This is a genomic window from Streptomyces sp. NPDC028711, from assembly GCF_055565415.1.
Map to the genome: position 1 here is coordinate 96,356 of NZ_JBVHUJ010000004.1, position 12,720 is coordinate 109,075.

Sequence of the window (12,720 nt, forward strand, 5' to 3'; positions counted from 1 at the left end):
ATCGATCAACCAGGTGGTGGTCGATGGTGGGGATTCAACAGTCGTCCAGCCCAAGAGTCTGTACGGTTCCGATGATGCGGGGAAGCGTGACATCCGGCACACTGCGCCGATCCGGCGAGTGAGGATTGGCGGCACGGGGTGCCGGGCAGAATGAGGCGCTGCGGCAGGATGGTCCTCGTGACCGATCCCGTGACCGATCCCGCGAACGATCCCCTCACAGACGCCGTGGACGATCCCCGCGTAAACGCCGTGAACGCCGCGAACGACGCCCTGGACCCCGCCGACATGCGCGAGCAGTACCGCACCACCGAACTCTCGGCGGCCGACCTCGCACCCGAGCCGATCGCGCAGTTCGCCCGCTGGTTCAAGGAGACCGCCACGAGTCCGGCGATCCACGAGCCGAACGCGATGATCGTCTCCACGGCCACCCCCGACGGCCGGCCGTCCTCCCGCACGGTCCTCCTGAAACACTACGACCAGGCCGGATTCGTCTTCTTCACCAACTACGACTCCCGCAAGGGCGCGGAGCTCGCGGCCAACCCGTACTGCTCGCTGCTCTTCCCCTGGCACCCGCTGGCCCGCCAGGTCATCGTCACGGGCCGCGCCGAGCGGGTCGGCCGCGACGAGACGGTCGCGTACTTCCGCACCCGCCCGCACGGCTCGCAGCTCGGAGCCTGGGCGAGCCGTCAGTCCTCGGTGATCGCCTCCCGCGCCGAACTCCTCGGGCGGTACGAGGAACTGGCCGCCCGCTACCCGGCGGAGGCGCAGGTGCCGGTCCCGCCGGAGTGGGGCGGCTTCCGGGTCGTCCCGGACGCGGTCGAGTTCTGGCAGGGCCACGAGAACCGCCTCCACGACCGTCTCCGCTACGTCCGCGAGGACGGCCCGGGGGACACGCGGGGCGAGACGTGGCGGGTGGAGCGCCTGGCGCCTTGAGCACGCGCGCGTACGCGTCTGTGCGACTCCGTTTCCGCGATGCAACGATTTCGGTGAACCTGATGTGCTCTGCGTCACGTTCCAGTTGAATGGCCGCAGCATGGGGGGTGCGGCATGAGTGCTTTCACGGGATCCACGAGCGAAACCGCTTCCGTTCCCGTTCCCGGGGCGGGGGCCGATCTGCTGGCCGCGCTGCTCGACGGGATGGACGCGGCGCTCTGCGCCTTCGACGCCGACGGGACGATCACGCACTGGAACCGCGAGGCCGAGCGGATCCTCGGCTGGTCCGCGGAAGAGGCCGTCGGGCGGCGCGGCTTCGAGGGGTGGGCCGCGCGCAGCGCGGACGCCGAGGAGACCCTGCGCCGGGTGATGGGGGCCATGCGGGGCCCCGGGCGGCAGGTCCACGAACTTGCGCTGCTCCGCAAGGACGGCGGCCGGGTGCTCGTACGGAGCCAGGCCGCCGGGGTGCGCGGGGCGGACGGCAGCCCGGCGGGGGTGTACTGCGCGTTCAGCGAGGTCCATGTCCAGCTCGACCTGGAACGCTCGGTGGCGCTCAGCGAGGCGCTCTTCGAGGACGCGTCCTGGGGGGTCGTCCTCGTCGACGCCGATCTCCGCCCCGCCATGGTCAACGGCCACGCGGCGCGCGCCTTCGGTACGGGGCGTACGTCCCTGCTCGGGCGCCCGCTCGGCGATGTCGTCGTGCAGGGCGCGGAGGAGCTGGAGGGCGCGCTGCAGCACGTCCTCGCGGAGGGCTCGCCGCCGGCGCCCGCGGAGGTGTGGGTGACGCTCAGGACGTCGACGGGGGAGCGGCGCCGGTGCTGGCGCAGCGGTTTCCTGCGCCTGTCGTCGCCGATGGCGGAGGAGCCGGTGCCGCTGGGTGTGGCCTGGCTGTTCCAGGACGTGACGGAGGAGCGGCTCGCGGCGCGCGACGCGGACCGGCTGCGGTTCCGGTGGAGCCAGCTGCACCGCGCGGGCGCGGCGGCGGCGGAGTGCGAGGACCCGGCGGAGGCGGCGACCGTGCTGCTCGACTTCGCCCTGGCCGGGTTCGCCGACCACGCCCTGGTCGACCGGATCGCGGGCGAGCGGCGCCTGACCCGGGCGCTCGCCACTCCGGCGGGCGCCCCGGGACCGGCCTCGCCGGTGGTGGGCGGCGGCATCCCGCTGCGGTACGGCCCGAGGCATCCGGCGCTCCAGGCCTGGGACCGGCTCGGCACGGTACGGGCGAGCGCGGGCCGGACCGCCGAGGTGTGGGCGGAGGCCCACCAGTGGCCGGGCGACGCGGCGCACGCGGTCTGCGTGGTCCTGCGCTCCCGCGGCCGGACCCTCGGCGTCCTGACCTTCCTGCGCGCCGCCTGCCGCGCCCCCTTCGAACGGGAGGACGTGGTCTTCGCGGAGGCGGTCGCGTCGAGAGTGGCGTCGACCCTGGACCTGGTGGCCGGGCCGGACACGGCCTAGTGCCGGTAGAAGATCCGGTCGCCGTACTCCGTCATCACGCGGCCGTTCCACTCGTGCCCGCCGTCGACGTTCCCCGAGCGCAGCAGCGGCGGCTCGATGCCGCGCCGGACGAGGTCCTCGGCGGCGGCGGCCATCGTGGCCTGCATGAGGGCGCTCGTGACGACGGTGGAGGCGGGGGCGAACGGGGCCTCGATGCCCTCGTGGGTGAGTTCGGCGTCCCCGACGGCGATACGGGAGTCGAGGACGATGTCGCAGTGGTCCTTGAGGTACGTCCCCGAGACGTGCCGGGACTTCGTCTCCGTCGCGTACGCCACGGAGGTCACGCCGATGACGGTGAGGCCGAGGGCGCGGGCGTTCATCGCCATCTCCACGGGCAGGGCGTTGCGTCCGGAGAGGGAGATGATGATCAGGACGTCCCCCGCCTTGGCGGGGGAGGAGTCCAGGACCGCTCCGGCGAGGCCGTCCACCCGTTCGAGGGCGGAGCCGAGCGTCGCCGGCATGACGTCGACGCCGACGACGCCGGGCACGACGAGCAGGTTCATCAGGGCGAGTCCGCCGGCCCGGTAGACGACGTCCTGGGCGGCGAGGGACGAGTGGCCGGCGCCGAACGCGAAGAGCCGGTTGCCGTTCGCGACGGCCTCGGCGATCGCGGCTCCGGCGGCGGCGATCTCCTCGGAGTCCCCGTCCCGGACCTCCTTGAGCAGGCCGATCGCGGCGTCGAAGAACTGTCCGGCCAGCTTGCTCTCGCCCATGGCGGTGGCTCCTTCTCGTCGTGGTCGCCGATCACGGTGCGGTCTGGACCATTGCTCTGTCAATACCGCCCTTCGGTCGGTGCGGCCCGGTTGTCCGCCCGATGCGTCAGAATTGGGGCAGGGCCAGCGCACGACTCATCGAGGGGCACGTATGTCCGGACTGATCGACACAACGGAGATGTATCTCCGCACCATCCTCGAGCTTGAGGAGGAAGGTGTGGTCCCCATGCGCGCCCGGATCGCCGAGCGGCTCGACCAGAGCGGCCCGACGGTGAGCCAGACGGTCGCCCGGATGGAGCGCGACGGCCTGGTGGCCGTGGCCAGCGACCGGCACCTGGAGCTCACGGACGAGGGCCGCCGCCTCGCCACCCGCGTCATGCGCAAGCACCGCCTCGCGGAGTGCCTGCTCGTCGACGTGATCGGCCTGGAGTGGGAGCAGGTGCACGCCGAGGCCTGCCGCTGGGAGCACGTGATGAGCGAGGCCGTGGAGCGGCGGGTGCTCGAGCTGCTGCGCCACCCGACGGAGTCGCCGTACGGCAACCCGATCCCGGGTCTGGAGGAGCTCGGCGAGAAGGCGGAGGCGGAGGCCTTCCTCGACGACTCGATGGTGTCCCTCGCGGAGCTGGACGCGAGCGGCGGCAAGACGGTGGTCGTGCGCCGGATCGGCGAGCCGATCCAGACGGACGCCCAGCTGATGTACACGCTGCGGCGCGCGGGCGTGCAGCCCGGTTCCGTGGTGTCGGTGACGGAGTCCCCGGGCGGTGTCCTCGTGGGCAGCAGCGGCGAGGCCGCGGAGCTGGACGCGGAGGTCGCGGCGCACGTGTTCGTCGCGAAGCGCTGAGGCTGTACCGAGACGCGTGAGGGGCGTCCCGCCGACCGGCGGGACGCCCCTCACGCGTCTCGATTACGTGTCAACCTCCCGCCGTGCGCCCCGCTTTACGCCGGAATGGCCCCGCGCGCGCCCTCGCCGTGCCACGCTGGGCTGAGCGGTGCGGTGCCGGGGAGGGGTGGGGCCATGCGACGGACGGATTCCGTACGCCGGATGCCGCCCGGCCCGGTGGGCGGAGGGGCCCGGACGGCAGAGGGCCCCGGCGCCCTGGGGCGCCGGGGCCTGTCCTCCCCTGTTCCGACCTGGAGCCCCGAGCTCTCAAGGTCGTTCCCTTCGGACCGGTTTCCCCGAGCGGTCCGCCTCCCGTTGAAGATCTCCCCTCGGCCGCGGCTGCCAATCCTTGAGCCGTGTCACTCGAACGAGGGGTGTTGCGTGGCAGGAGCGCATTTTCGAATGCGAGTTCGATAGTCTGGCGCGGCCGGACGGCAGACATCTGGCGGGGTCAGACGGGAATCAGAGGGGGTGCCAGGGATGGCGCGACGACTCGACGTCACCGGGGCCGACGGGGTACGCCTCGCGGCCTGGGACTTCACGCCCGGACCAGGGACGACGACCGCCCCACGGATCGCCCGCCAGGCGACCCCGGGCGCGGGCCCCGGCGCGGGCTCCGGCCCCGTGCCACGCCCCGCCCGTCCCCTCACCGTCCCGGCCGCCGCCCCCGGCGTCTTACTGCTCCACGGCCTGATGGGCCACGCCGCCCACTGGGCCCCCGCCGTCCGCCGGCTCACCGGCGGCCACCGCGTCGTCGCCCTCGACCAGCGCGGCCACGGCGCCAGCGAGAAGCCGGCCGGAGGCCCCTTCACCCGCGAGGCGTACGTGGCGGACGCCGCCGCGGCCGTCGAGCAGCTCGGCCTGGGCCCCGTCACCCTCGTCGGCCACTCGATGGGCGCCCTCACCGCCTGGCAGCTGGCCGCCGACCGCCCCGACCTCGTCCGCGCCCTCGTCATCTGCGACATGCGGGCCTCGGCCCTCGGCGCCGCCTCGCAGCGCGCCTGGCAGGACTGGTTCCGGAGCTGGCCCGCTCCCTTCCCGTCCCTCGACGCCGTCCGCCGCTGGTTCGGCGAGGAGGACGCCTGGGTGGAGCGCCCCAACCCGGCCAGGGGCGCCTTCTTCGCCGAGGTCATGGCCGCGCACCCCGACGGCTGGCGCCCGGTCTTCGACCCCGCGCAGATGCTGACCTCCCGCGCGACCTGGGTGCACGACGCCCACTGGGACTCGCTCGCCCAGGTCCGCTGCCCGACCCTCGTCGTCCGGGGTCTGGACGGCGAGCTGGGTCGCGCCGAAGCCCAGGAGATGGTCCGCGTGCTGCCCCACGGGGCGTACGCGGAGATCCCCGACGCGGGCCACCTCCTCCACTACGAGCACCCGGAGGCCTGGGCAGAGACCGTGGAGCCCTTCCTGAACGGCGTCCTCACGCCGTAAGGGGCCCCCAAAAGGGGTGTTTTCCTCCAGGCCGCGCATTCCGGGCGCGCACGGACCCTCGTGTCGGAGGGGTCCGTGCGACCGGATAGCGTCTCCCTCTCGCGGCGCGTCCGAGGTCTTCTCCGCGCCGCCTCAGAGAGGACATGCATGCGCACATCCATGCTGCGGCGCCTGGCCACGGTGGCCACGGCGCTGGGGCTCACGTCGGCCGGCTTTCTCGGTACGGGCGCACCCGCCCAGGCCGCGGTCAGCGACTGCCCGTCGGGCTACTTCTGCGCCTGGAAGACCGACAACGGCACCGGCACGATGTACAAGACCAACGTGAACACGGCGACGCTCGGGACGTGGGACAACACGTTCCGCTCGGTCGTCAACCGCACCAGCAAGTTCGCCTGCCTCTACGACGACCCGAACTACGGCGACGACGCGGGCGCCGGTGTGATTCCCTCCAGCCCGTCGGGCAGCGAGTGGGGCGGCCCCGGCAGCGACTCGGTCAGCTCGCTGAAGTTCGTGCCCACCGAGCGCGAGTGCGTCCTTCCCGCGTACCCGGAGTGGCACGCGGCGACCGGCACCAAGGTGGCGGGCTTCGGTGACCTGAACGCCGACAAGAAGCCGGACGTCATGGCCCGCGACAAGGCCGGCCGTCTCTGGTTCCTGCCCGGCGACGGTACGGGCAAGCTGCTCGGCAGCGGCTGGAACGCCATGAACGCCCTCACCCGGCACGGCGACTTCACGGGCGACGCCCGCGAGGACGTCATCGCCCGCGAGACCGCCACCGGCAAGCTGTGGCTCTACCCGGGCACGGGTACGGGCGCGCTGGGCGCCCGCAAGCTCATCGGCTCCGGTGGCTGGAACGCCATGGACAAGCTCACCGCCTTCGGTGACCTGACCGTCGACGGCCGCTCGGACCTCCTCACCATCGAGAAGTCCACGGGCAAGCTGTGGCTCTACCCGGGCACCTCGGCGGGCACCCTCGGTGCGCGCAAGCTCATGGGCTCGGGCGGCTGGAACGCGATGAACGCGCTGGTCGCCCCCGGCGACATGAACGGCGACGGCCGGGCCGACCTGATCGCCCGCGAGGGCGCCACGGGCAAGCTCTGGTTCTACCCGGCGACCAGCACCGGCACCTTCGGCGCCCGCGTGCTGATCGGCTCCGGCTGGAACCCCATGGCCTCGTTCCTCGCGGTCGGCGACTTCAACGCCGACGGCCGCAACGACCTGGCGACGGTCAGCGGCAGCAGCTACACCTCCGCCGAGTGCGACGGCGTGGGCTGCCTGGTCCTCTACCCGGGCAAGGGCACGGGCACGTTCAACGCGGCTGTCGTGGACGACGTCAACTGGTGGGGCCTGAACGGCACCTTCTGATCGTTCCGACCGCGTGAAGCGGAGGCCCCCACCCCGGTACGCCGGGGTGGGGGCCTCCGTCGTACCGGGCGACCTCGCGCCCCACCGCCTCGGTCACCAGCGTTCGTACGCGGCGAACGGCCGGCCCGGTCCTTCGGTGTCGTAGCGGGAGACGATCAGCAGCCCGTCGCGGTCGAAGAGGCCGGCCAGCCAGCCGTCGTCGTGGTCGACGTCGACGGAGAAGGCGCGGTCGTCCAGTTCCTCGCCGGTGGCACCGTCCAGGACGTACAGCGTTTCGGAGAAGCTGCCCCGGTCCTGGTGCAGGACGGTGACCTTGCCGTCGTGGACGGCGAGCGCCACCGTGTCACCCCGGCCGGAGTCCGCCTGCCAGGCGAGGCGGCCGGTCCTGAGGTCGATGGCGACGACCCGGGAGCTGGTGGAGGACTTGCCGAACTCGGCGACCGCGTAGAGGCGTTCGCCGTCGACGGCGACCTTGGAGGGCTTGGCGGCGACGATCTTCCCGTGTTCGCCGGAGATCTCGATCCGGGACTGCCGCCGACCGTCCGCGCCGAAGGAGAAGAAGGCGCCGGTGCCGGACTCGGTGTCATAGAAGGGACGGACGGACACCACCAGCGGGTCGATTGACAGGAATGCCGTCCGGACCGAGGACGACGACGAGAGCGAGGCGACCGGGCGGCGCGCGTCCAGCGGCTCGTTGTGGAGCAGCGTGCCGGTCGCCGGGTCGAGGACGGCGGCCGTCAGCTCCGTCCGGTTCTCCTGCCCGCAGCTGAGGACCGCGACGACCCTGCGCTTCGCGGCCCCGACGGCGAACGGCCGGCAGTCCTTCGGAAGGGTGGCCGACCAGCGGCGCTCGCCGGTTCGCAGATTGACGGCGCGGATCGCCTTCCGCCCATCGGCGACCGCCTTGCCGAGCTCGTCCGTCCACGTGTCGAGGACGACGGCGAGTCCGCCGCCCGCGGCCACTGTGTCGCTCCAGGGACCGCCTGCGGTGGCCTTGGCGGAGGCCTTGCGGGAGCCGCTCCACAGCTCCTTTCCGGTCTTCAGGTCGAGCGCGGTGATGTCGGCGCAGCCCTCGGCCTGGCGGGCTGTGATGTTTTCCCCGTGTACGAGGAGCAGCACGGAGTCGTCGGGGGTGGACGTGGAGCAGATCTCGGACCGGCCCGGCGGCACGTATTGCCAGTGCTGCTTCCCGGTCCGCATGCCGTAGCCGGTGACCGCGTCGAAGCGGCTGTGTACCAGGATGTCGCCGACCTGCCAGCTGCCGTTGCCGTGCTCGGCGGCCGCCGAGTCGGTCGGCGTCTCCCAGGCGGTGTCCATCGAGTCGCCGGGCATGTTCCCGGTGATCATCAGGACGCCGGAGACGAGGCCGCCGACCAGCGCGAGCACGGCCACGATCGCGGCCGCGAGGCAGCCGATACGCCGGCCCCGGCCGGGTTGGGCGACCGGTCTCGTCACGTTTCCTGCCTGCACATCCGTCGTCCCCATCCCCGGTCCCCTTGTCTTCCCTGGTCTTCCAGGCCCCTGTGGAGCACTACCGGCTCCGACGGCGGTCAGGGTAGACGATCAACGCGTTCTGCTGTCATGTGCGTTCGTACGCCGTGAACGGCGAGGCTCTCCGTCTCTGCCCAGGCAGGTCCGCGCCGGAAGGGGTTAGCTGGAGGGACAGGGCGGGGGTACGGCGGCCTGTCCGGGGTCCGTCGGCCTCTGCCGGGATCCCGGAGGCACCTGCCATGACCAGCACCACCACCGTCAAGGACATGCTCGCCACCTTCCCGGCCGACCTGGGCGACATGGACCGGGCCAGGCTCACCCGCTGTATCGAGGAGTGCGTCGCCTGTGCCCAGGCGTGTACCGCGTGCGCGGACGCCTGTCTCTCCGAAGGCGCGGTCGGGAACCTGACCAAGTGCATCCGCACCGACATGGACTGCGCCGACATCTGCACCACCACCGCGTCCGTACTCTCCCGTCACACCGGCTACGACGCCGACGTCGCCCGCGCGATGCTCCAGGCGTGCGCGATGGTCTGCAAGGCGTGCGCCGAGGAATGCGAGACGCACGCGCAGATGCACGAACACTGCCGCGTCTGCGCGGAGGCGTGCCGCTCCTGCGAACAGGCCTGCGACGACCTGCTCGCCACCCTCGCCTGACACGCGCGCGAGGTCCGCGTCCCGGCCCCGTCCCAGCGGGCGGGGCATTCGCCCTGTTCAGGGGGCTGGGACCGTCCCACCGTCCCAGGGGGGCGCTGTGCGTTGCGGCGGTTCGGGACGTCCTGCCAGCGTCGTTCTCGTTCGACACGGGCAGCGTCACCGAATGAAGGGAAAGCACATGCGACCGAGCGTTCTGACGAGGGCCATCGTCAGTGCCACCGCCGTCGCCGGCCTGGCGGCGGGAACCCTCGCGACGGCGGGCACCGGCTTCGCGGCAGCCCCGCAGGCGCCTCAGCAGGCGGTGAGCGCGGAGGCCTTCGGCACGCTGGCGACGAACAACCTCGGCCTGACCGAGACGCAGGCCAAGAACATCCAGCGCTGGCTGGCGCGTACCAGCTGGGACTACAACGGTGCCATCGACGGGCAGCTGGGCACCGAGAGCTGGAAGGCGATGCAGCGCTTCCTGAGGGCGCACTGGGACTACAACGACTCCATCGACGGGATCACCGGCCCCAACACGATCAAGGCGCTGCAGCGGTTCCTGAAGGCGCGCTTCGACTACACGGGTCCGATCGACGGCATCGCCGGGGCCGGCACCAAGGCCGCGTTCGCGCGGTTCGCCAACTACATCGGCTGATCCGCACGCGCCTGCCTCACCTCTTCACGGGGGAGGTGAGGCGGGCGCGCGCTCGTCGTCAGCCTGACGCGGACGCCGAGGGCGTGACCGGGGTCGGTTTCAGGGCGCGCTCGCAGTGGGGCCAGTCACCGAAGTCGCGTTCGCGGCTCCACAGCTTGTGGGCGGCCTGGATATTCCATTCTGGATCCAATGCCTGGGCGGGCGTGCCGCCCAGCTCGGCGAGGCGGGCGTCGGAGATCTGGAAGAGCCCCCAGTTCCTGCTGCCGTTGGTGTTCGGGAGGATGTGCAGGGGATCGAGGAAGGACTGGCAGTCGGCGATGGCCACGGCGTCGTCGGGGGCCTCCGTGAACACCTCGCGGACCCGTTGGCGCACCTTCTCGGGCGACCAGGTCTCCATGCGGACGGTCGACTCGTGGAGGGCCTTCTTCGTCGGGTCTCCCACGACCCCGTTCGGTACGAGGCCGGTGAGCACCTGGAACGCCGTGACCCGGCGCAGGGTCTCCGGCCCGAAGGAGCCGTCGACACCGATGCGGGCGCCGTGGTCGCGGAGCCGCTGCTGCACGTCCCGTACGCATGCGTCGTTCTGCCCCATGCTGATCACGGGCCCGCAGGTGTCCGAGAACAGCAGCCGCCCGTCCGGTGCGCCGCCCTCCGTGGGGGAGGAGAGGGCGGAGACGCCCCAGGCGGTGAGGGCGAGGACGAGCCCGGCGACGGCGAGGGAGAGGACGAGCGGCCGCCGGGACCGCCGCGACGCCGGCGTGTCCTCCTCCTCGGGGGAGCCTTGTCCGGCCGGTTCTGTCAGTGCAGCCGGTTCGGCCGGTTCAGCCGGTTCCGCCGGTTCGGCGGCTTCGGCTCGTTCCGCGTCGGCCAGGGCCCACAACCGGTGCAGCTCGCGCAGCTCGGCGGGGGTCGCTCCGCAGGTGACGGCGATGCGGTGGGCGGGTCCGTAGTCCTGAGGCACGGAGGAGCCGGTGCAGTAGCGGTGGACGCTGGAACGGCTGATGCCGGTCTTCTGGGCGAGGGTCTCGTAGCTGTAGTCGGCTCGCCGGCGTAACTCACGCAGCCGGGACGCGAACCGCTCTGCCTCGGTGAATCGATTCAAGACGAACTCCTGACGAGGTCCGGAACGCCCCCGGCGCCCCGGCGTCCCAATGTGCCAGAACGACCTTGGTGAGTCCCGTCGTTGGGGGCCCGCCCGCATGTCGTCGAGCGACGACTCGACACGCACGCCACGGCAATCACACGAGTCACAGGGAGAACCGATGGGACGAACCAAGCTCCGAGAGTTACTCACCCTCACGGGAGCGTCGATCGCGCTGCTGCTCGCCTCGACGACGGCGACGACGGCGACGACGGCGACGGCGGTCGGCGCGACCCCGCACCGCGCCCCGGACCGGCCGACGGCCGCCGCGTGCGGATACTCCGACGCACAACCGACCCTGCGGCGCGGTGCGACCGGCGTGGACGTCCAGGAGGCCCAGTGCCGGCTGAACCTGACCATGAACCCCGACTACTACCCGCCGCTGGCGGTCGACGGTGACTTCGGCGGAGAGACCGAGACCCGGGCCGTCCAGTTCCAGCAGTGCGCCGGTCTGGGCTCCGACGGGGTCGTCGGCCCGAACACCTGGGCCGCGCTCGCCGACTGGTCCGCGCGCGGGACCTACTGTGAACCGCCCCGCCCGGCGGGCTACGCCGTCGACGGCGTCGACACCTCCGTGTACCAGCACCCCGGGGGCGCGGCGATCGACTGGAAGCGACTGCGCGCGGAGGGCGTCGAGTTCGCGACGGTCAGGGCCACGCGGGGCCTCAACGTCACGGACGCGTACCTCGCCACCGACCTGGAAGCGGCGCGTCAGGCGGGCCTCGCGGTCGCCCCGTACCACTTCTACACGGCCGCGACGGCGCCGACGGGGCCTGCGCAGGCGGACCGTTTCATCGCCGCCGTACGCGCCACCGGCTACACCGGCCACCGCCCCGGGGACCTGCCGCCCGTTCTGGACCTGGAGCGCATGGACGACGGTACAAGCCGCTGCCCGGTGTACGGCTCGGTCGCCGATGTGACGGCCTGGCTGGACCGGGTGGAGGCCGCGTTCGGCCGGAAGCCGATCATCTACACCCAGAAGTCGTTCCTGGACGACTGCATGGGCTCGACGACGGCCTTCGCCGGGTACGGCCTCCAGCTCGCGGACTACCGCCAGACGATCACCGAGCCGCCGCTGCCGGCGGGCTCGTCGAGCTGGCTGATGTGGCAGTACACGGAGTCCGCGCTCTTCGACGCCATCAAGGCCCCGGTGAACGCGGACGTCTTCAAGGGCACCCAGACGGACCTGAACCGCCTCGCGAACCGCTGAGGCCGCCGTGCCCCGGGCGCCTGGGTCAGCTGATCCGGTCGAGGAAGGCGGCCCAGGCGCCGGGGGAGACGGAGAGGGAGGGGAGGGCGGTGTCCTTGGAGTCACGGACGTGGACGGAGTCGGGGGCGGATGAGATGGCGACCTCGACGCAATCGCCGCCCTGTGGGCCGCTGTAGCTGCTCTTGAACCAGTTGAGGTCGTTGCTCATAGTTTCCGTGCCACCTGTTCGATGAATTCTGTTGACTCTTCCGGCGTGAGTGCCTGGGCCCGCAGCGAACCGTATCGAGCAAAGGCATCACCCAACTCGGGCTGTTCGGTGAGAAAGTACCTCCCGCTCTGCCCCTCGACATAGACCAGCTGCTCCTTGCGTCCTTCCGTCTCCAGGAGCGTGAACGGGCCGCTGAGACCGGCGTGTGTCTCCCGGTTCTCCGACATGACCTGGATCTCGACGTTGCGGAGACGGGCTACATCGAGGATGTGGATCAGGTTGTCCTTGAGGATCTGCGGTCCGCCGATGGGGCGGGTGAGCGCGATCTTCTCCAGGACGAACCTGATCAGCGTGAACGGCTTTCGGCGGAACACCGCGTGTCTCGCCATACGGGTCTCGATCATGGACTCCCGCTCGTCGTCGTCCCAGGGCGGGTTGGCGCAGTTGAAGACCGCTCGTGCGTAGTCCGGGGTCTGGAGCAGTCCGGGGATCAGCTGGTTCTCGTACGCGTGGATCCCGGCGGCCGTCGCCTCTGCCTCCAGGTAGTCCTCGAACCAGGCG

The 12,720-nt window shown here is 71.7% G+C and carries 13 protein-coding genes; 8 read left to right on the forward strand and 5 right to left on the reverse strand.

The features are described from left to right. Positions 1-285 precede the first annotated feature (285 nt). Both pdxH and ACZ4VK_RS14845 read left to right on the forward strand, forming a co-directional pair. Positions 286-933 carry a pyridoxamine 5'-phosphate oxidase gene (pdxH, locus tag ACZ4VK_RS14840; RefSeq protein ID WP_468353278.1) on the forward strand — a complete coding sequence of 216 codons (648 nt, stop codon included), beginning with the start codon at positions 286-288 and terminating at the stop codon, positions 931-933. A gap of 114 nt (positions 934-1,047) precedes the next feature. After that, a complete protein-coding gene (locus ACZ4VK_RS14845) occupies positions 1,048-2,388 on the forward strand; it encodes a PAS domain-containing protein (protein ID WP_468352245.1) in 1,341 nt (446 codons plus the stop codon). Here the strand turns inward: ACZ4VK_RS14845 and ACZ4VK_RS14850 are convergent. Continuing rightward, positions 2,385-3,140, reverse strand: a complete 756-nt coding sequence (locus tag ACZ4VK_RS14850) for an SIS domain-containing protein (protein WP_030550047.1) — start codon at positions 3,138-3,140, stop codon at positions 2,385-2,387. The genes ACZ4VK_RS14845 and ACZ4VK_RS14850 overlap by 4 nt on opposite strands. Positions 3,141-3,291: 151 nt before the next feature. Between ACZ4VK_RS14850 and ACZ4VK_RS14855 the strand changes: the two genes are divergently transcribed. From ACZ4VK_RS14855 to ACZ4VK_RS14865, 3 genes are all read left to right on the forward strand, one after another. Then, entirely contained in the window at positions 3,292-3,981 is a 690-nt protein-coding gene (locus tag ACZ4VK_RS14855; RefSeq protein ID WP_073810447.1) for a metal-dependent transcriptional regulator, read from the forward strand. Between the two features lie 519 nt (positions 3,982-4,500). After that, positions 4,501-5,451 (forward strand): alpha/beta fold hydrolase, encoded by a 951-nt coding sequence (locus ACZ4VK_RS14860; protein ID WP_468352247.1) that lies wholly within the window; start codon positions 4,501-4,503, stop codon positions 5,449-5,451. 147 nt (positions 5,452-5,598) lie between these two features. Further along, positions 5,599-6,816: an FG-GAP-like repeat-containing protein gene (locus ACZ4VK_RS14865; protein WP_468352249.1), complete on the forward strand. Its 1,218-nt coding sequence runs from the start codon at positions 5,599-5,601 to the stop codon at positions 6,814-6,816. A gap of 93 nt (positions 6,817-6,909) precedes the next feature. On the opposite strand, the gene ACZ4VK_RS14870 is transcribed toward ACZ4VK_RS14865, so the two are convergent. Further along, on the reverse strand, positions 6,910-8,271 hold the full coding sequence (locus tag ACZ4VK_RS14870; RefSeq protein ID WP_468352251.1) for an outer membrane protein assembly factor BamB family protein: 1,362 nt from the start codon (positions 8,269-8,271) through the stop codon (positions 6,910-6,912). Positions 8,272-8,546: 275 nt separating this feature from the next. Between ACZ4VK_RS14870 and ACZ4VK_RS14875 the strand changes: the two genes are divergently transcribed. After that, positions 8,547-8,963, forward strand: coding sequence for a four-helix bundle copper-binding protein (locus ACZ4VK_RS14875; RefSeq protein ID WP_468352253.1), 417 nt, complete (start codon positions 8,547-8,549; stop codon positions 8,961-8,963). 178 nt (positions 8,964-9,141) lie between these two features. Continuing rightward, positions 9,142-9,600: a peptidoglycan-binding domain-containing protein gene (locus tag ACZ4VK_RS14880; RefSeq protein WP_468352255.1), complete on the forward strand. Its 459-nt coding sequence runs from the start codon at positions 9,142-9,144 to the stop codon at positions 9,598-9,600. A 58-nt stretch (positions 9,601-9,658) separates the two neighbouring features. Here ACZ4VK_RS14880 and ACZ4VK_RS14885 read toward each other — a convergent pair whose 3' ends face one another. Continuing rightward, on the reverse strand, positions 9,659-10,702 hold the full coding sequence (locus ACZ4VK_RS14885) for a helix-turn-helix domain-containing protein (protein WP_468352257.1): 1,044 nt from the start codon (positions 10,700-10,702) through the stop codon (positions 9,659-9,661). Positions 10,703-10,862: 160 nt separating this feature from the next. On the opposite strand from ACZ4VK_RS14885, the gene ACZ4VK_RS14890 reads away from it, so the two are divergent. Next, complete coding sequence (locus ACZ4VK_RS14890) at positions 10,863-11,951, forward strand: GH25 family lysozyme (protein ID WP_468352259.1); 1,089 nt, start codon at positions 10,863-10,865, stop codon at positions 11,949-11,951. Between the two features lie 25 nt (positions 11,952-11,976). Here ACZ4VK_RS14890 and ACZ4VK_RS14895 read toward each other — a convergent pair whose 3' ends face one another. Both ACZ4VK_RS14895 and ACZ4VK_RS14900 read right to left on the reverse strand, forming a co-directional pair. Further along, positions 11,977-12,159, reverse strand: coding sequence for a DUF397 domain-containing protein (locus ACZ4VK_RS14895; RefSeq protein WP_468352261.1), 183 nt, complete (start codon positions 12,157-12,159; stop codon positions 11,977-11,979). After that, positions 12,156-12,720, reverse strand: a 565-nt coding sequence (locus tag ACZ4VK_RS14900; protein ID WP_468352263.1) for a DUF5753 domain-containing protein, incomplete at its 5' end; no start/stop codon positions are given. The genes ACZ4VK_RS14900 and ACZ4VK_RS14895, both read right to left, overlap by 4 nt.

Bases quoted from the DNA above. Each gene is read 5' to 3' on its own strand.
- ACZ4VK_RS14895 (WP_468352261.1), bottom strand. From the start codon at position 12,159: ATGAGCAACGACCTCAACTGGTTCAAGAGCAGCTACAGCGGCCCACAG.
- ACZ4VK_RS14880 (WP_468352255.1), top strand. From the start codon at position 9,142: ATGCGACCGAGCGTTCTGACGAGGGCCATCGTCAGTGCCACCGCCGTC.
- ACZ4VK_RS14855 (WP_073810447.1), top strand. From the start codon at position 3,292: ATGTCCGGACTGATCGACACAACGGAGATGTATCTCCGCACCATCCTC.
- ACZ4VK_RS14860 (WP_468352247.1), top strand. From the start codon at position 4,501: ATGGCGCGACGACTCGACGTCACCGGGGCCGACGGGGTACGCCTCGCG.
- ACZ4VK_RS14890 (WP_468352259.1), top strand. From the start codon at position 10,863: ATGGGACGAACCAAGCTCCGAGAGTTACTCACCCTCACGGGAGCGTCG.
- ACZ4VK_RS14850 (WP_030550047.1), bottom strand. From the start codon at position 3,140: ATGGGCGAGAGCAAGCTGGCCGGACAGTTCTTCGACGCCGCGATCGGC.
- pdxH (WP_468353278.1), top strand. From the start codon at position 286: ATGCGCGAGCAGTACCGCACCACCGAACTCTCGGCGGCCGACCTCGCA.
- ACZ4VK_RS14865 (WP_468352249.1), top strand. From the start codon at position 5,599: ATGCGCACATCCATGCTGCGGCGCCTGGCCACGGTGGCCACGGCGCTG.
- ACZ4VK_RS14875 (WP_468352253.1), top strand. From the start codon at position 8,547: ATGACCAGCACCACCACCGTCAAGGACATGCTCGCCACCTTCCCGGCC.
- ACZ4VK_RS14845 (WP_468352245.1), top strand. From the start codon at position 1,048: ATGAGTGCTTTCACGGGATCCACGAGCGAAACCGCTTCCGTTCCCGTT.